The organism is Bradyrhizobium archetypum (assembly GCF_013114835.1).
Classification (GTDB): Bacteria; Pseudomonadota; Alphaproteobacteria; order Rhizobiales; family Xanthobacteraceae; genus Bradyrhizobium; species Bradyrhizobium archetypum.
On record NZ_JAAVLW010000003.1, the window covers coordinates 159,597 to 177,154 of the forward strand.

General features: G+C 61.1%; 15 protein-coding genes. 9 read left to right on the forward strand and 6 right to left on the reverse strand.

The features are described 5' to 3' along the window. Window positions 1–53 precede the first annotated feature (53 nt). On the reverse strand, window positions 54–1,541 hold the full coding sequence (locus tag HCN50_RS09395; protein WP_171709369.1) for a 5'-methylthioadenosine/S-adenosylhomocysteine nucleosidase family protein: 1,488 nt from the start codon (window positions 1,539–1,541) through the stop codon (window positions 54–56). 235 nt (window positions 1,542–1,776) lie between these two features. Next, the gene (locus HCN50_RS09400) at window positions 1,777–2,745 is read right to left on the reverse strand and encodes an HTH domain-containing protein (RefSeq protein WP_171709370.1); all 969 of its coding nucleotides are present in this window, start codon (window positions 2,743–2,745) and stop codon (window positions 1,777–1,779) included. A 39-nt stretch (window positions 2,746–2,784) separates the two neighbouring features. On the opposite strand from HCN50_RS09400, the gene HCN50_RS34745 reads away from it, so the two are divergent. Beyond that, a complete protein-coding gene (locus HCN50_RS34745) occupies window positions 2,785–3,501 on the forward strand; it encodes a class I SAM-dependent methyltransferase (RefSeq protein WP_171709371.1) in 717 nt (238 codons plus the stop codon). 171 nt (window positions 3,502–3,672) lie between these two features. On the opposite strand, the gene rpmB is transcribed toward HCN50_RS34745, so the two are convergent. After that, window positions 3,673–3,981, reverse strand: a complete 309-nt coding sequence (rpmB, locus tag HCN50_RS09410; RefSeq protein ID WP_171709372.1) for a 50S ribosomal protein L28 — start codon at window positions 3,979–3,981, stop codon at window positions 3,673–3,675. Between the two features lie 464 nt (window positions 3,982–4,445). On the opposite strand from rpmB, the gene HCN50_RS09415 reads away from it, so the two are divergent. The 6 genes from HCN50_RS09415 (at window position 4,446) to HCN50_RS09440 (ending at window position 11,982) form a co-directional block, all read left to right on the forward strand. Next, window positions 4,446–5,228, forward strand: a complete 783-nt coding sequence (locus HCN50_RS09415) for a DUF3108 domain-containing protein (protein WP_311968036.1) — start codon at window positions 4,446–4,448, stop codon at window positions 5,226–5,228. A gap of 626 nt (window positions 5,229–5,854) precedes the next feature. Further along, a complete protein-coding gene (locus tag HCN50_RS09420; RefSeq protein ID WP_171709374.1) occupies window positions 5,855–9,289 on the forward strand; it encodes a helicase-related protein in 3,435 nt (1,144 codons plus the stop codon). A 14-nt stretch (window positions 9,290–9,303) separates the two neighbouring features. Continuing rightward, entirely contained in the window at window positions 9,304–9,573 is a 270-nt protein-coding gene (locus HCN50_RS09425; protein WP_171709375.1) for an RNA-binding S4 domain-containing protein, read from the forward strand. A 137-nt stretch (window positions 9,574–9,710) separates the two neighbouring features. Continuing rightward, window positions 9,711–10,049: a ferredoxin FdxA gene (gene fdxA, locus HCN50_RS09430; RefSeq protein ID WP_171709376.1), complete on the forward strand. Its 339-nt coding sequence runs from the start codon at window positions 9,711–9,713 to the stop codon at window positions 10,047–10,049. A 417-nt stretch (window positions 10,050–10,466) separates the two neighbouring features. Beyond that, entirely contained in the window at window positions 10,467–11,252 is a 786-nt protein-coding gene (locus tag HCN50_RS09435; protein WP_235976873.1) for a CarD family transcriptional regulator, read from the forward strand. 358 nt (window positions 11,253–11,610) lie between these two features. Further along, the gene (locus HCN50_RS09440; protein WP_171709378.1) at window positions 11,611–11,982 is read left to right on the forward strand and encodes a hypothetical protein; all 372 of its coding nucleotides are present in this window, start codon (window positions 11,611–11,613) and stop codon (window positions 11,980–11,982) included. A 117-nt stretch (window positions 11,983–12,099) separates the two neighbouring features. On the opposite strand, the gene HCN50_RS34750 is transcribed toward HCN50_RS09440, so the two are convergent. Next, window positions 12,100–12,219 (reverse strand): IS3 family transposase, encoded by a 120-nt coding sequence (locus HCN50_RS34750; protein ID WP_171709963.1) that lies wholly within the window; start codon window positions 12,217–12,219, stop codon window positions 12,100–12,102. A gap of 549 nt (window positions 12,220–12,768) precedes the next feature. On the opposite strand from HCN50_RS34750, the gene HCN50_RS09450 reads away from it, so the two are divergent. Further along, window positions 12,769–14,397 carry a peptidoglycan-binding protein gene (locus HCN50_RS09450; protein ID WP_171709379.1) on the forward strand — a complete coding sequence of 543 codons (1,629 nt, stop codon included), beginning with the start codon at window positions 12,769–12,771 and terminating at the stop codon, window positions 14,395–14,397. 133 nt (window positions 14,398–14,530) lie between these two features. Here the strand turns inward: HCN50_RS09450 and HCN50_RS09455 are convergent, their stop codons facing one another. Next, window positions 14,531–16,018 carry a M48 family metalloprotease gene (locus HCN50_RS09455; protein WP_171709964.1) on the reverse strand — a complete coding sequence of 496 codons (1,488 nt, stop codon included), beginning with the start codon at window positions 16,016–16,018 and terminating at the stop codon, window positions 14,531–14,533. 100 nt (window positions 16,019–16,118) lie between these two features. Further along, window positions 16,119–16,907, reverse strand: a complete 789-nt coding sequence (locus tag HCN50_RS09460; RefSeq protein ID WP_171709380.1) for a thermonuclease family protein — start codon at window positions 16,905–16,907, stop codon at window positions 16,119–16,121. 232 nt (window positions 16,908–17,139) lie between these two features. Between HCN50_RS09460 and HCN50_RS33050 the strand changes: the two genes are divergently transcribed. After that, a complete protein-coding gene (locus HCN50_RS33050; RefSeq protein ID WP_210264863.1) occupies window positions 17,140–17,325 on the forward strand; it encodes a hypothetical protein in 186 nt (61 codons plus the stop codon). Window positions 17,326–17,558: the final 233 nt, after the last annotated feature.

Below are 17,558 nucleotides of genomic sequence, written 5' to 3' on the forward strand. Positions count from 1 at the left end.
GCGCTTGTTGATGCTTCGCCGATTTAGGCAAAGCAGCGTCCATCATCTAAAATTTAGACAACCAAAGCCTTCAGCGCGAACTCACATGCATTTCGAGCCGCTACCTCCTGTTTGAATTTCTTTTTGTTGAACCCCCAATCGCAAATTCCTTTGACCATCACGAACTCAACGTTAGCTGCATGGCAGACTGCTGACAGTCCCCACGCCTCCATATCACCCGCAATTGGTGTCGGTTGGAATTTCTTCAGTTCCTCTCGAAATTCATGATCGTCAACAAGCTTTTCGCCTGACGCGACGGCGCCCACGTGAACTGGAGCGCCGTCCCAAATGGCTCGTTGCGCGCGGGCTCTGCTAAGGAGTGTGGGGCCTACTTCACGCTTTGGGCCGCGGTCTTCGGGGCGCAATTGCGAAACACGTTTTCTTTCATAGTCTTGAATCATTTCTGAAACCACAATGTCGCCTAGGCGTTGCTTCGGTTCGCTCAGGCCAAAGCAAATTCCGACACTAATTACAAACTGTGGTTTGAGATCTTCAATTGCATTGGTGCCCATGATCATTGCGCCCGATGCGCCGCCACTGCCCGCGGACGTTCTGACATGGAATACGCGCCCAATGTCCGCGCGGAATCTCGTCAGGCAGGTGAATTTATCGCGATGCTCCACGACTGGATCACTGAAGCCGCGTGCTTTCATTGCTGAATGCAGCTCGGTGTCTTCAATATCTGTGGCAGTAAAGATGAGGTATCTGCCTTTCCAGCCTAGCGCGTCCGGCATTTCGCTCTTCCTTGTAGCTGCTGCTCGGTCAGTTGCACAAAGTCGCTCTGTCACGCGATAGATCTGACTCGCCGCGGCCAATGGATCACGTACCGCGTCGCCAACCAAGGCCATTTCCGGCAAGGATCGAACCGCAGTTTGCAGTTCGTAACTTGCAATTTGGGTCGACCTGCGCTCCTTCTTTGACAAGATGTAGAGGAGCATGTCTTTGGCGCGCACAAATTCGGCGAAGTTGTTGTGGAGGCGGTAACGTATGAATGCGTTAGTGCCTTCCACTGAGCCATCTAGAATCAAATTACTCAAGCCGAGCTTGATCAGAATGCTGAGAACGATTTTTACATCAATATATGGGAAGGAATTTGAATCCTCGAAAGAGGCAAGATGAGGGATGCCGGTTGCGGTAAGAGCCTCGAACACATCCTGGTAGATGCCTGTAAATTGCACGGGGAGAATTTTTGAAAGAACTTGCTGCACGCGCGCGGCATCAGGTAGATCGGGGATACGCTTAAAATATGCGGCGGTGAGAGCTCCATCCTCTGCGTTTACAAATTTAGAAATCGCGGGCGCGCCCTTCTGAAGGAGCGTCCTTTCCTCAATATCGAGCCGATTTTCAAAGTTGGGCGGACGGTTCTTGTAAAGGCTTCCATATACCTCGCGTAATGTGGCCGTGGTCGACGGATCGTTGTGAGAGACGCTTGGAAAAACTCGAAAAGCTGGGAGATCAGACTCGAAGTACATTGGATAGGCAGCACGGTCCCAATCATACATTCTTCGCCTAGTATCTAGGAATTCACCGATGCTTGTCTGGCGAGATAGTGACGTGAATATCTGCAGTCGGGAAAATTCAGCGAGTTCACTGACTAGTTCGGGCGAATTGTGAAAGCACTCAATGATTTGAGCGTGGCTTGCATAGTGGGGCTGCAGTGTCGAAAGTATGGATGTGCGGAGGTGGCGCCGATGTTCCTCCGGACGGACAGGAATTCCTAGATGCTTGTAGATTTCGCTATTGATCTGAAAACAGAATATTGGTCTGTCGATATGCATTGAAGATTGAGTCCAGATGTTGGACTAAATATCGCAAGAATGTCTTCGACCACGCCTCAAATTCCAAGAGGTCATTAGGAAGCGCGCGAATTGATTTCCAGTGCAAGTTCTTGATTTCGAGCTCGCCTTTTGTGATATCGTCAGCCGGATTGCACCACACTACCATTGCAACCGCAATATGTTTCTGCCCTTCTTGGGTGGTTGTGTCATTGATAATTCCAACGACGGTCGGTCCTCGGCCAACGATCTGCTTGTCTGTTAAGTTGAGTTCTTCCCTTAGTTCACGCCAAGCATTGGATACAACACCGCGTCCGTCCGTGCTGAAGAGGTCGAAGTCGTCGGAGGATACGTGTCCACCAAATCCGATACTTTTGCTGCCAATAAATTCTTTCCCGCTTGCTGAGTAAGAACCCCGTTCGTAACAGAGGACTTGCCGCTCCTTTAGAACGGCTACATAAGTAACTATCTGTTTGATGGTGACGTCCTTCTCGGCTGTCTTGCGTGGACAGTATTTTAGGCTTTCATCATTCAATATCCCTTGATAGGTGGACGTCGCAAAGAACCCGTCGTTACCATCTATGGAGAGATCAGTGCGGGGTATGCACAGGATGGTCTCATTCGATATTTCTTTCCTTCTGATCGGAGCTTTGAATTCTTGTGCGTATCGTTGACGATATTCCATATCTAGAAGATTCGACTTTAGACCAAACTTACCTCGTGCGAATCTATAGAAGGGTGATTTGGATCCCTCGTACCTAATTGATTCAGCCAGGCGGGCGTGAATGGTTTTGTGCGGAGTCTTGGCAGAAGCGTATTTCTGTGGAATCAAATTTCCCTTTCGGGCAAGATCAATCATTTCGCGCGCTGATAGCGGACGCTTCGTCAGCTCTAAAATCTGCTTGGCAAGGTCGAGATAGAAATTCGCCATTGCGGACGGGCCATATGCCTAAGTGAAAGTCATTCTTCCATGTCGGATGGTATCATTTCAGAGGAACTCTGGGCTCAGTTTGCCGAACAAAGATTAGAGGAGGGCAATCTAAACGACCACCTCGATCTCCCAACTATCTTCAGAATTTTGGGGGACGCTGGGGGAGGGGCTGCTCTCGATTTGGGATGCGGTCTGGGGCAATCGTCTTTTAAGCTAGCCGAAATGCTCAACTATTCAGTCGTTGCGGTCGATGGTAGTAGCGAGATGCTCGATAGGGCCAGAAATCTTTACTCTGGCTCACGGATTACATGGCTCGAATCGACATTTGAGAATCTTTCGTTCAATGACCAAAGCTTCGATCTCATTGTCTCCTGCCTGAGCTTTCACTTCGTTTGTGATTTGCAACCGCTAATACGAAATTGCGCCTCTTGGCTGAAGCGAGGTGGCCTCTTAGTGTTCTCAGTTAGGCATCCCATACGTACTTGCAATCCAGTTGGAGAATTGACTACGGACCAAGAGTTCGGCTGGTCAGTGAACGAATATGCCAATGAGGGTCTTCGGACGTTTAAATGGTTAGGACTAGATTGCGTCAATTTCCACCGCACGGTCTCAACGTACATTCGGTTCCTGCGTAATGCAGGACTTCGGCTTGAAGCTCTTGAAGAGCCCATAAGCGCTGATGAGACTCGTTCCTTTGCTGCGGAGAGTCGTTCGGTACCTTTCTTTCTTACGATTGCTGCTCGGAAGATTGACTAGACGGCTATTCCGCATGGCGCTTATTAGTCGGCTTCCGCATGGTCGCGCGCGATTAGCTCGGGTTAGCATCTCCGCGTCATCGGACTTCTAGTCTACGGTCATACGCAAAAAAAGGCCGGGTCTTCCGACCCGGCCGCTTCGAACTTCGATCCGCCGATTTAAGCTTTGGGCTCAGCTCGCCTGCTTCACAGGCGCGGGCTTGCCGACCTTCTTCTCGATCGCGCGCTTCAGGTCGAGGGCGCGGGGGGAGAGGACGTCGGCCTTGGCCTTGAGGAGGTAGGCGTCGAGGCCGCCATTGTGGTCGACGCTCTTGAGCGCGTTGGTCGAGACGCGCAGGCGCACGTTGCGGCCGAGCGCGTCTGAGATGAAGGTGACGTTGCAGAGGTTCGGCAGGAAGCGCCGCTTGGTCTTGATGTTCGAGTGGCTCACCTTGTGGCCCACCTGGGGGCCCTTGGCCGTCAGTTCGCAGCGCCGGGACATTTCGAAAAATCCTCTTCCATCCCCATCTCAGGGCCAAGCCGCATCTCGCGGGCGCCGCGGGGGTCCAAAATCGCGTCCATTTCCAGGAACCGCGGACGTATAGGGGGAGACGGCCACCGGGTCAAGGTTCTTGGGATGATCCGGATGGTCGAATCAGCCGGTTTGTAAGGGGTTCCAGCCACTTAAGCCATCATATAAAGGGCGCAATCCGCGCCGACACCATGGGTTTCGAACAAAAGACCTTAAAGCCCACCCCGCGAGCGGCGGGCGGCGATCAGAGGTTATTGAGACCAGCGGTTTTCGCGAAAAGGCCGCGTTGTTTGCCGGATATTTCAGCCTAAATGAACATCAGATCGCGCCGATCCCGGGACTATTCATTGGTGTCAGCCACACGCGCCGTTTCGCGCCAAACTTCATCCTCAAGGCTCGGCCTCGCTGTCGGCCTGTGCGCCGGGGCATGGCTTGTGCTCGCGCCGCAGGCTGCCACTGCGCAGGGGCGGGTGGATGCGCATTATGAGGCGACGCTGGCGGGCATTCCGGTCGGCAAGGGCGCCTGGACCATCGAAATCGGGGACGACACGTTTTCGGCCTCCGCCCAGGGCGGCACCGCCGGCCTCTTGAAGGCATTTTCCGGCGGCACCGGTTCCGGCGCCAGCCAGGGCCGCATCGTGAACGGCGCGCTGGTCGCGAACGCCTATACCGCGACCACCACCACGCAGAAGAAATCCGAAACCATCCGCCTCGTGCTCGCGAACGGCAATGTGAAGGATTTTTCGATCGACCCGACGCCGCCGGTCGATCCGGATCGCGTTGTCGTCACCGACGCGCACCGCAAGAACGTGCTCGATCCCATGACCGGCTCGATGCTGCGCGTGCCTGGCAATGGCGAGGTGCTGGCGCCGGATTCCTGCCGCACCGGCGCGGGGATCTTTGATGGTCGCCTGCGCTACGATCTCAAGCTCGATTACAAGCGCATGGAAACGGTGAGGGCCGAGCGCGGCTATCACGGGCCGGCGCTGGTCTGCGCGATCTATTTTACCCCGATCGCGGGCTACATCCCCGATCGCCCCGTGATCAAATATCTCGCCAGCGAACGCCGGATCGAGGTCACCTTCGTGCCGATCGCCGGCACCCGCATCCTGGTTCCCTTCCGCATGACCATCCCGACGCCGTTTGGCTTAGCGATGCTGGAAGCGACGTCGTTCGTGACGACAGCGATGCCGCCCCGGGTGGCGAAGACGAATTGAGCCTTTGAAGTCACCTCGCCCCGCCCTTCGCGGGGAGAGGCATAGGCCGCCTTTGGCGGCCGTCCTTCGAAGAGCGCCGAAGCCGAGCTTCGGCTATTGCGCAGCAATCCTGGTGAGGAGCTGTCTCCACGCATAGTACTCGTGGAGACAGCGGTCGCGGCGAAATCGATGCAACCATCATGAATCATGTTGACTCTTGTCCACTTCTGATTCGACTCCGTCCTTTAAGAAACAGGTCCCGAAACAGTCGCTTGTGGAGCCGCTACAAACTTGATCTAGTGCCCCCCGGACTGCGCTCACGCGACATGTTGCGGTGAACGTATCGGGTTTCGGGAGGAGTCAGCGATTCGGACGCGATTCGTTCCAGACTCGTTCCAAAGCTTAAGCCGCGACCGCATCGCCGTCGCAAAGTGAAACAGAATCGGCGCAATTGACGCCGCGCGAGCAGAAAGGCTTCGCTCCTCACGAGAATATCCCCTCATGGTGAGGAGGCGCGTTGCGCCGTCTCGAACCATGTGGCCCGGCTGGTGCTATCAATCCTTCGAGACGCACGCTGGCGCGTGCTCCTCAGGATGAGATCTGGCACCCGCGATTGAGCGCACTGAAAAAAGAAATACCTGCACAGAATGGCTTTCTCTCCTTCCACGTTCGCGAATGATCGCGCGCCCGGCGCGGGCGTCACCGCAGTGCTCGGCCCGACCAATACCGGCAAGACGCATCTCGCCATCGAGCGGATGCTCGCGCATTCGTCCGGCGTCATCGGGCTACCGCTGCGGCTGCTGGCGCGCGAGGTCTACAACAAGATTGCGGATCGCGCGGGGACCGAAGCTGTCGCGCTGGTCACCGGCGAAGAGAAGATCAAGCCGAAGAATCCGCGCTACTGGGTTTCCACGGTCGAGGCGATGCCGCGCGACCTAGATGTGTCGTTTCTCGCCGTCGACGAAATCCAGATCGCCGCCGATCTCGAGCGCGGGCATGTCTTCACCGATCGCATCCTGCATCGCCGCGGCCGTGACGAGACGCTGCTGCTGGGTGCTGCGACCATGCGGCCGATCATCGAGCGGCTGTTGCCGGGCGCTTCCATCGTCACACGTCCGCGGCTCTCGCAGCTCGAATTCGCCGGCGACCGCAAGATCACGCGCCAACCAAGACGGACCGCGATCGTCGCGTTCTCGGCCGATGAAGTCTATGCGATCGCCGAATTGATCCGCCGCCAGCACGGCGGCGCAGCCGTCGTGCTCGGCTCGCTCTCGCCCCGCACGCGCAACGCGCAGGTCGCGATGTTCCAGAACGGCGACGTCGATTATCTCGTCGCCACCGATGCTGTCGGCATGGGCCTGAATCTCGACGTCGATCACGTCGCGTTTGCCTCCGACCGCAAGTATGACGGCTATCAGTTCCGCAGGCTCAATCCGGCCGAGTTCGCGCAGATCGCAGGCCGCGCCGGGCGCGCCACCCGCAACGGCACGTTTGGTACGACGGGACGCTGCGCGCCGTTCGAGCCGGAACTGGTGAACGCGCTGCAGAACCACACCTTCGACAGCGTCAAAATGCTGCAGTGGCGGAATTCGAAGCTGGATTTCTCCTCGCTCGGGAGCTTGCAGGTGTCGCTGGCGCTGCCGCCAGGACACGAGGCGCTGACCCGCGCGCCGATCGCGGAAGATTTGCGCGTGCTCGATCACGCCGCCCGCGATGCCGAGGTGAGGGAGATGGCTCACGGCAAGGCCGCGGTGGAACGGCTGTGGGACGCCTGCGCGATCCCGGATTACCGCAAGATCGCGCCGGCTGCCCATGCCGAGCTCGTGACCACGCTTTATGCATTCCTGATGAAGAAAGGTCGGATACCGGACGCATGGTTCGCCGCCCAGGTCGAGCAGGCCGACCGCGTCACCGGCGATATCGACACGCTGTCGGGCCGGATCGCGCAGATCCGCACCTGGACCTTCGTCGCCAACCGCCCGGACTGGCTGTCCGACCCCGATCACTGGCAGGGGATCACCCGGGAGGTGGAAAATAAATTATCCGATGCGCTGCATGAACGCTTAACGGAGCGTTTCGTTGACCGGCGGACCAGTGTATTGATGCGCCGCCTGCGGGAGAACTCAGTTTTGAATACGGAAATTGGCAAGACCGGCGAAGTGATTGTTGAGGGCCACGCGATCGGCCGGCTCGATGGATTTACCTTTGCGCCCGATGCGGCGGAGGCGGGATCGGACGCGAAAGCGCTGCAGGCCGCAGCCCAGCAGGTGCTCGCTAGCGAGATCGACGCGCGCGCCGGCAAGCTCAGTGCTGCGCCCGACGACCAATTCGTGCTGACCTCCGACGGCACCATCCGCTGGACCGGCGACGCCGTGGCAAAGCTCGTCGCAGCCGACGATGCGCTGCATCCGCGCATCCGCATTATTGCCGACGAGCGGCTCTCCGGCGCGTCGCGCGAGGCCGTGCAGGCGCGGCTCGATCTGTGGCTGAAGACGCATATCGAAAAGCTGCTCGGTCCGCTGTTCGGCCTATCAAAGGCCGAGGACATCACCGGCATCGGGCGCGGCATCGCGTTCCAGTTGGTCGAGGCGCTCGGCGTGCTGGAGCGTTCGAAGATCGCCTCCGAGATGAAGGATCTCGACCAGACCTCGCGCGCCACGTTGCGCAAATACGGCGTGCGGTTCGGCGCCTACCACATCTATTTCCCCGCGCTGCTTAAGCCCGCGGCGCGCGCGCTGGCTTCGCTGCTGTGGGCCGAGAAGCAGGACAATGTCGACATGTCGGCGCTGTCGGGCGCGCAGCATCTGGCGAGCTCGGGCCGCACCTCGTTTCCGATCGACAAGGCGTTGCCGCGCGATGCCTATCGCGTGCTCGGCTATCGCCAGTGCGGCGAGCGCGCGGTGCGCGTCGATATTCTGGAGCGGCTTGCCGATCTCATCCGCCCGGCGCTGGCATGGCGCGAGACCTCGCCCGGCGAGAAGCCGGCTGGCGCGTTCGACGGCCGCGGCTTTGTGGTGACGCAGGCGATGACCTCGCTCACGGGATCGGCCGGCGAAGATTTCGCCTCGATCCTGCGCGCGCTCGGCTACCGCATGGACCGCCGCCCGCCTCTGCCGCCGAAGCCGGCGCCTGAAGTCGTGGCCGAGACGGTCGCCGCCGAAGCGCCGCTGGTCGAGGCCAGCGCCGAAACGACGGCCAATACACCGGCTGAAGAAGTCGCAGCCGACGTGCCCGTCGCAAGCGAGCCAGCGTCGTCCGCCTCGCTGCTGCCGGATGTGACGCCGTTCGCCGGCGAAGCACACGCGTCCATCGAGACCACGCCGGCGGAAGCCGCGATACTGGATGCGCCGCCGGAACAGGAGACAGTGGAAGCCGTCAGCGCCGCGGAAGCTGCGGCCGAGCCTGCCACCGCAAGCGAAGCACCGGCGGAAGCCGAAGCGCCGGCTGAAGCCGCGGAAGCCAAATCTGAAACGGGTAAGCCTGAAACGGCGAAGCCTGAAGCTGAGGTGAGACCCGAGACGCCGGCCGAGCCGCAGCTCATCGAAGTCTGGCGGCCCGGCGGCCGCTCCGACGAGCGCCGCCCGCATCACGATCGCAACCGTCCGCGTCATCATCGCGCCGGCGAAGGCGCGCAAGCGGCTGCCGGAGAAGGCGAGGGCGCGCCGCGTCACCGCCGCGGTCGCCGCCATGGCGAGTTCCGAAAGCCGCGCGAGGGCGCACCGGCAGGCGCTACGGTGGCGCCCGCCGCGGAGGGAGCACCGAGTGCGGAGGCGCGTTCCGACCGTCCGCCGCGCGAGCGCTTCGAGGGCAAGGGCCGCGACCGCGAGGACCGCCGCGACAAGTTCGATCGCAACAAAGGTGATCGCAAGGGTGGCCGCGACAAGGGCGAGCGCGAGCGCGGCGGCCGTGACTTCGGCGGACGCGACAAGGGCGGCCGTGACAAGCGCGAGAGCGGTCCGTCGCACCGTCAATGGGCCACCAGCGCAAGCCCGCGCGACCGCGATCGGCCGATCGATCCGAATTCGCCGTTTGCAAAACTGGCGGCGCTGAAGGAACAGCTCGCCGGCAATCGCAAAGAGTAATCACGGGAAGGTCGTTGGAGCGACAGCGTCTCGACAAATGGCTCTGGCACGCGCGGGTGGTGAAGGCCCGCACCTCGGCTGCCGCGCTCGTCGAGGCCGGTCATGTCCGTATCAACGGCGTGCGCGAAATGGCGCCGGGCCATTCGGTGAAGGTCGGCGATGTCCTCACGATCGGGCTCGATCGCACCGTGCGCATCCTCAAGGTGGTGGGATTTTCCGAGCGGCGGGGCGATGCTGCGGCCGCACGCGTGCTCTACGATGATTTGCAGAACGGCAAACAGTAACTATCTGCCAATACGATCTACCAAGGGCTCGCGGGGACGCCTGAAAAACGGCCGTTCGAGGTTCGCGGCTTCCCTTGCGGCAGCGCACCGCATGCGCTACGCAAACCCCGGAAAACTGATCCGTTTCGGAGCGTTGGATGACTTACGTCGTCACTGAAGCCTGCATCAAGTGCAAATATACCGACTGCGTGGAGGTCTGCCCCGTCGACTGCTTCTACGAGGGCGAGAACATGCTGGTCATCCATCCCGACGAATGCATCGACTGTGGCGTCTGCGAGCCCGAATGTCCTGCCGATGCCATCAAGCCCGACACCGAGCCGGGCCTGGAGAAGTGGCTCGAGGTCAACACCGAATACGCCAAGAGCTGGCCCAACATCACCCAGAAGAAGGAAGCGCCGTCGGACGCGAAAGAATGGGAGGGTGTCGAGGGTAAGTTCGAGAAATATTTTTCCAAGGAGCCCGGCAGCGGCGATTAAAGGCTGTGGATAAGTTAAGGCCCCATTGAGCCTGTTTTGGTCCCAATCTGAACCGAACGCGGTTGCCGGATTTAACCCTGTTAGCTGACTTATGGCGGAAACGGCCCCGTAAGGACCCGGAACCCGGCGTAAATCATTGATTTTTGCGGAAAATGTGCTATATTGGGCACATTACAAGCCGATCCTGGCCATGCGTATCCTGTGGCCCCGATGGGTTACCCGCAAAAACATCGAACAGGGGCGTGGCAGTTCCGCGCGCAGGCTGTGTCACAGAAAACGCGTAAAAAGAGTGCTTCCAAGACCACGAAAAAAGCCGCTCCGGCCAGCCGCAGCGCAACCAAGGGCCGTGCCAAGGCGCCCATGAAGGTCGCCAAGAAGGTTTCGGCCACAAAGTCCTCAAAGAACAAAAGAAGCGCAATGCCAGAAAAGACTGCCAAGACCGCCGCGAAAGCGACGGGTGCGAAGACCAATGCCCCGAAAGTTGCTGCCAAGGCTCCCGTAAAGACTGCTGTCAAGGCTGCTGCCCCGAAGGCTGCCGTTGCACCGAAGGCCCCCGCCCACAAGCCGGCCGCCGCCGCGCCGCGCGTCGAGGAGCCCAAGAAGGTCGTGACCCAGCGTCAGGGCTTCAAGGCCAATGAGTTCGTGGTCTATCCGGCTCACGGCGTCGGCCAGATCCTGGCGATCGAGGAGCAGGAGATCGCGGGCGCCAAGCTCGAGCTGTTCGTGATCAATTTCATGAAGGACAAGATGACGCTCCGCGTGCCGACCGCCAAGGTCGCCAACGTCGGCATGCGCAAGCTGTCCGAGCCGGCGCTGGTCAAGAAGGCGCTGGAAACCCTGAAGGGCCGTGCGCGGATCAAGCGGACCATGTGGTCGCGCCGGGCGCAGGAATACGAAGCGAAGATCAATTCGGGCGATATCGTCGCGATCGCCGAAGTGGTCCGCGACCTTTACCGCTCGGAATCGCAGCCCGAACAGTCCTACTCTGAACGCCAGCTCTATGAAGCGGCGCTCGATCGCCTGTCGCGCGAAATCGCCGTCGTGCAGCACTCGACGGAGACCGAAGCGGTCAAGGAAATCGAAAGCCAGCTCGCCAAGAGCCCGCGCCGCGGCGCCAAGGCGGAAACGACCGAAGCCGAGGCCGATGAGGCGGACGTCGATGCCGACGGTGACGATACCGCGGTCGCCGACGAAGCTGCCTGAAAGGGTTCGACGGATTGAGATAAAAGCCCGGTCGCAAGGCCGGGCTTTTTGTTTTGGGGCATCACGGCACGCGATCGCCTGCCGCCCCGCGAAAGCAGGGGTCCGTAACCACCGGGGAGCGGCGCTGACGCGAGGCGTCTGTGATTGCCCCACAACGAGGGTCGCGACGTATGGGCCCGGAGCCCGTCATCGGGCGCGCGTTCGCGCGCCCCGTTGGCATGTCAGGGACGACGAGAGGTGAGGAATAGGCCAAACCTTGCAGCCACTTACGCGGAAAGTGGCCCAATTTTCGACCTCTTCTGACCAGAATCGGGGAAGAATGTCCGGCCCGCATCCAGATCTACCGCAAGGGGGTTCGATGAAAGGGCAGGTTCAGACAGTCTTGTTCGCCTTTGCCATGGCAGCTCTCTCGGCAGCTCTCCTGGCCGCGCTTGTTCCGGTCAGCGCGCCGGCCGCACAGGTCAGGGAGTGCCGTGCGGCGGCGTCAAATCACGGGCACTGGTCCTGGCGCCTGATCGACGGGCGCAAATGCTGGTACGCCGGCAAGGCCGTGATTTCGAAATCATCGCTGAAATGGCCGGCAGCGGCGCCAGCGCAAGCCAAGTCCGAGCCGGCGCCCGCCAGCGTCGTCACAGAGAAGCGCAGCGATCCCCTGGACGCGCAGGCGCGGCTGCTCGACGATGCCAATAGCTTCGAGGCGCGCTGGCGCGCGCGCGTGACGATCGAGTAGAGTTAAATCGCACAAATTCCCGGTAACACGCAGCGCTCTCCGTGTCATTGCGAGGAGCGCAAGCGACGAAGCAATCCTCTATCCCCGAGCTGCGCGTGGATTGCTTCGCGGAGCCTGTCATCCGGCGGCGCTTCGCGCCGACCAAGGCCTGATGGGTCTGTGGTTGTTGTAGTAGATGAGGTACTCGAACAGCTCTTTGGCGAAGTGGTCGAGATTGTCGAAGGTTGCGCCCTCGATGAGGTCCTGATCGAGCGTGCGCCAAAAGCGTTCGACCTTGCCATCGGTCTACGGCTCGCTTTCGGTGTTGCGCTGCTCAACGCTCGTAATTGATGCCCGCGAGAACGGTGGCCGAGCTAGCTTCGATACTGGTGTCGCAGACTTGTCTGGTCGCTATCATAAGACAACTGGTTTGACGGCAACCCTTTTTGGTGATCACCGGAAGCGGACACCCGCAGCGCCTATTTCAATCTGCACCGCACCGGCTCGACCGAGTGCGTCAATTGAGTCATCTCGCTTCTTCGCCACTGCAACATGTCCGCGCTGACCGACGTAGGTCCACTGGCGCCAATCGTAGAAACGAGTTTCGCTCCGGAACCGTGTGTCCCGCTGGCGCAACGGCATGAATGGGAACAAATGGCATTGGGGCTTCGTTTTCCCAGCAGACCGGAAACTCGGACGAGCGCGCTCGTTTGCAGCAGGTCCGTCACTCATGACGGAGCCTTGAACTGCGCAGTTCGAAAGTACCGCGTCGAAAAAATGCTGCGAGGCAAACGGAGGAGGGTTCACATGCACAGTATTAGAAAGAGCAGGTTCCTGCTGACCACAGCAGCGCTGCTCGCGGGCGTCAGTCTGGCGGCGGCACAAGGCATGCGTGATGGTGGCGGCGGTGGCGGAATGGGTGCCGGCGGAGGAGCAGGCGCCGGGGGCGGAATAAGCGCCGGTGGAGGAGCTGGCAGCGGTGCCGCCGAACAGAAGCAGTCGGGAGGTGGAATTTCGCAAGGCGCAGGCGGCGCATCCCGCGGCGAAGGGATGACGCAAGGCCGGGCAGAAAGCCCTGCTGCTGCGCCATCGCGCGCACAGCGTAGCGAAGGAATAAGGGAGAGCGGCCGCGCGATGGATAGGGGCGAGCGACAGACTGGCGCGGATCGGTCGTATCGCGGGCAAAAGGATCAAACGGTGGGACAGGGCCGTGGCGAGCGCGATCAACTGCGTCAGTCTGAACGAAAGGCGCAGGACAAGGATCAGTCGTACCGCGGGAAGGATCAGACCGTGGGGCAAGGCCGTGGCGATCAAACGCGTCAGTCCGAACAGAAGGCGCAGCAGAAACCGGCGAGCGCAGAGACGAGCCAGCAGCGCCGGGATAACATCGGAGCGACGACGCAGGGCCAGAAGGACCAGAGTGCAACCACAGGCACCAACACCAAGGGGCAAGCCCAAGGTCAGACCACGCAGCAGGGCCAGGCGACGCAGCAGGGTCAGTCGACAACGACCGGCGCCAACACCCAGGGACAGACCAGTGCGCGGGTAGAAGGCCAGGGTGCGGCCGCTCAGAGCATGTCGGGCCGCGTATCGGTGACTGCACAACAGCAGACAACGCTGCAGCAGTCGGTGCTTGGCTCGCGCAATGTAGCGCGGGTTAACGTCAACTCCATCAACTTCCGGATCAACACCGGCGTCGTGGTGCCACGGCATGTCTCCTTTGTGTCGGTCGCGGCATTCCCCGTATTGATCGACACGTTCCCGGCCTACCGCGACTACAGCTTCTTCGTCGTGGAGGACGAGATCGTGTTCGTGGATCGGAGCCGGAGGATTGTGGACGTTGTCCCGGCAGGACCGAGGACGCGGTTCACGGGTCGTGGCCGCATTGGCGGTGGCAGCGTCGCGGCGCTCGATCTGAGCCCGGACGAAATCCGCGTGGTGCAGCGGGTGCTCATCCAACGCGGTTTGCTGACTGGCAGAGCGGATGGCGTGTTCAGCGCCCGTACGCGCGAGGCTTTGATGGTCTTCCAGCGGCGGCAGGGCCTGCAGGCCAGCGGCACGATTGATACGCGTACTGTTGCCGCGCTCGGAGTGTCCAACAAGATAAGTGCCACTCAGAACCAGTCGACGACCGCCGGCCAGCAGCCATCGGCGCAGCAGAACGTGACCGGCCAGAATACCGGTCAGGCTAATGCGCCTGCCCGGCAGAATGAGCCTACGACAACCGGTCAGGCTGGACAAAACCAGCCGGCAACTACCGGCCAGGCCGGCACGCAACGGCCTCCGGCTGGTCAGACGACTGGACAGGCCCCGGCGCAAGGCGGCAATCAGCCGAGCTCCAACCAGCCGTCTGGGCAGACCAACCAGAACAACAATGCGCCGGCACCTGCGACGAAGGACCAGTCTGATCAGGGCGGTTCAGGTCGCAAGTATTGATCATCTTGAGCCCCGCTTCGGTGGGGCTCTTGTTTTTTCCGCTTGGACGAGACATGTCCTCGCGCGGTTACTGCTCTCGCGGTTCACTTCTGGGTGTGGGTCAGTACGGGAGTGATCTTGTTTCGGCCGCGCGTCAATCCACCACGATCTTCACGCGGTCCCTTGGCTTGACTTGGGCGTGTTGGTCGAGGCCGTTGAGGATGCGGAAGCGCTCGACGGGGCGGTCGAGGCCGGACATGCGGTGGGAGAGCGATTCGACGGTGTCGCCGGGCTGCACGGTGATGACCTTGATGCGCAGCGGGCGCGCGGCCTGGATTTCTTCCAGCGTCAGGCGGCGGAACGAGTTGACGGTCTCGCGCGCATTGCGCTCGCTTTCGGTGTTGCGCTGCTTGGCGGCGAAAATAAAGCGATAGACGTCACTGCCGTAGCGCAGCGCGTAGACCTTGAACTGCCACTGATCGCCGTTCGCGTTTGCCGAAGCCACCGGAAAACCGTTGATCATGAGGTCTTCGGTCGAACCCTTGTCGACGCCTTCCATCCAGCCGGAATTGAGATAGTCGGACAGCGACTGCTCGGCCGGCACCCGCACCACGTCGAAGCGCATCGCCTGGGTGCCGCCCTCGCGCACGCCGATCACGGCCTGCGCGGTGTTGTCGAGCGTGAACGTCTCGGGCGCCTGAAAGGTAAATCCGAGCTTCGGATGCAGGAAGCGGCGCCCGCGCACAAAGCCTTCGCTGGGGTCCTCGCCATAGACGATGTTATCGATAGCGGCGAGATAGGTCTCGCGGTCGCGCTCGCCGCTCTGCGGCGAGGAGTATTGCCGGGCGCTGGCCTGGGCGTTCTGCACGCGCTCGGGCGTTGCCGGATGCGACGACAGAAAATCCTGCGTACGCGGATCGAGCGAGGTCTTGCCGGCCTTCAGTGCCGCGTTGCGTTCCATCGCGGCGAGGAAGCGCGCCGCGCCATAGGGATCGAAATGGGCGCGGGCCGCAATGCCGACGCCGATGCCGTCGGCTTCGAATTCCTGCTGCCGCGAGAAGCTCGCCATCGTCAGCTTGGTTTTCGCCAGCGCCAGCGCCGTCAGATCCGGGTCGTTGCTCATGTCGGTGACCACGCGTGTCACCACCGCCGCCTGCCGCGCCTGGTCCTCGCGGATCGAGGCGTGCTTGGCCAGCACATGCGCCATTTCGTGGCTCAGCACCGAGGACAGTTCCGAGGTGTCGCTGGCGAGCGCGATCAGGCCGCGCGTCACATAGAGCTGCCCCGTCGGCAGCGCGAAGGCATTCACCGCGCCGGAATTGAGAATGGTCACCCGGTAGGCCTGGTCGGGGCGGTCGGAGGCCGCAACGAGGCGGTCGACGGTCTTGCCGATCAGGGTCGCGAGTTTTGGATCGTCATAGGCGCCGCCATAGGAGGCCAGAATGCGCTCATGTTCGCGCTCGCTCGCCGGCGTCTGCGCCACGGTCCGGCTCGGCTTCGGCGCGGGCACCGTCGGTGCGGCGGTCTCGATTTTTCCTAGATTTCCACAGGAGGCAAGTGTCAGCGCGACGCACAGTAGCGCCGGCGCGGCCAAAAGACGGCAGCCCGTGTTTCCCTCGCGCCGTTCTGCACGATTCGTCAAATCAGCCACTAAGATCACGACCCGACCGGGACCGTTGATCTCATCCCTCACTTTGCGCGTGATCCAAGCGAAAACCGGTGCCCAGTCTTCGAATCAAACGCTAATTCCCGCCCAGCACCTCAATTTGCCCCACCCGAAGCAACTCAATTCGCGGTCCTCCCCGCGACGAGACTACGCCGCGGACACGAATCCGTCGATTTTCGAGCGACTTAGGTCCCAGGCCGGCGTTCTCGAACGCCGGTATGATGCGCCTTGAAATAGTCGCAGCAAAGTCCCGTGTCCAGTTCCGCCCGAAGTTCAGGTACGTGATTGCCCCCGCCTGCCGGACCGACAGTACTCTTCCCTCGACCACCGTAAAGTGCCCCATCGCGGCCAGAATATCGCCCGGACTTTCCGCGTTTTTTATGGCCGTGGTTTCCGCCCAGATGCCCAATTTGGCATCGCGCGCCGCGCGCTCGGCCGCAGCCAGTGCTGCAGCGCAATTTTTGTCGGATATATCGCCCGAAAGCAGCGCTTCGCCGCGGCGCAGCAGCTCACCTTGCACCGAGTGTTCCGAACCCGCCACAAACACGAAGGCCGATTGGCGGCCATAGCGATCCGGCGTGTCGTCCTCGCCATGTAGCGTCACGTCGCGACCGGTGACAATGGCGGACAATGCGGCCCTGGCGCTGACCCTATCGGTTCCCTCGCGCTCGATGCTGGCGAGGCGGATTTCGCGGCCGTCGTCGAGGCGAAAGCTGCGCGCATCGACCACGGCGGCGACGCGGCCTTCGCCTTGCCGCTCAGCCAAGCAATCGGCGGCGCCGGCTTGTCCGAAGGACGTCAGCATGAGAAGCGACGCGGCGCATGCCGGAAGCGCAGCGCTGCCACGCGATGCCGGATCGATCATAATGCTGCGCTCCGACCTGCCTGTTTCTGTATGCTCGACTGTCAACGACATTGCTACCTAAGATTGCCACACAAAGGGAGACAATGGAAGTCAACGGCATCGCACATATTTTCCTCACCGCCTCGAATTACCAACGCTCGCGCGATTTCTATTCAAAGCTGCTGCCGTTTCTCGGCCTCAAGCCGGTGATCGACACCGAGACGACCTATTACTGGTCGGCGGCCGCACGGCGGTGGGCATCAACGCGCCGTCACCCGAGCACGAAGGCGCCGCGTTCGAACAGCACGCATCGGCCTCCATCACCTCTGCTTCCGCGCCCGCGAGCGCCGACGTCGATGAGCTGCACGGCTTCCTGAAGACACTCGGCGCCAAAATCATCCGCGCGCCGCGCGAGGACCAGTGGGCGACGGGATATTAGTCGATCCTGTTCGAGGACCCGGACGGCATCCGGCTCGAGCTCAATCATGTGCCGGGGAAGGGGCTGTTGGGTGAGTGAGCTGCGTTCCCCGGATGCTGCGCAACGCGCCGCGTTGGCGGCGTGGTGTGCTGCTGACCCGGGGTCCATATGAGGCGCCATGGGTCCCGGCTCTGCGGAGCAGCGTCAAGCGACGCCGCACCGCGTCCGGGACACGAACATTTCGATGCCGCTCG

Excerpts from the sequence above, each read along its gene's own strand:
- HCN50_RS09395 (WP_171709369.1), bottom strand. The coding sequence starts at position 1,541 with ATGTATGATTGGGACCGTGCTGCCTATCCAATGTACTTCGAGTCTGAT.
- HCN50_RS09400 (WP_171709370.1), bottom strand. The coding sequence starts at position 2,745 with ATGGCGAATTTCTATCTCGACCTTGCCAAGCAGATTTTAGAGCTGACG.
- HCN50_RS34745 (WP_171709371.1), top strand. The coding sequence starts at position 2,785 with ATGTCGGATGGTATCATTTCAGAGGAACTCTGGGCTCAGTTTGCCGAA.
- rpmB (WP_171709372.1), bottom strand. The coding sequence starts at position 3,981 with ATGTCCCGGCGCTGCGAACTGACGGCCAAGGGCCCCCAGGTGGGCCAC.
- HCN50_RS09420 (WP_171709374.1), top strand. The coding sequence starts at position 5,855 with ATGGCTTTCTCTCCTTCCACGTTCGCGAATGATCGCGCGCCCGGCGCG.
- fdxA (WP_171709376.1), top strand. The coding sequence starts at position 9,711 with ATGACTTACGTCGTCACTGAAGCCTGCATCAAGTGCAAATATACCGAC.
- HCN50_RS09435 (WP_235976873.1), top strand. The coding sequence starts at position 10,467 with ATGCCAGAAAAGACTGCCAAGACCGCCGCGAAAGCGACGGGTGCGAAG.
- HCN50_RS09440 (WP_171709378.1), top strand. The coding sequence starts at position 11,611 with ATGAAAGGGCAGGTTCAGACAGTCTTGTTCGCCTTTGCCATGGCAGCT.
- HCN50_RS09450 (WP_171709379.1), top strand. The coding sequence starts at position 12,769 with ATGCACAGTATTAGAAAGAGCAGGTTCCTGCTGACCACAGCAGCGCTG.
- HCN50_RS09460 (WP_171709380.1), bottom strand. The coding sequence starts at position 16,907 with ATGATCGATCCGGCATCGCGTGGCAGCGCTGCGCTTCCGGCATGCGCC.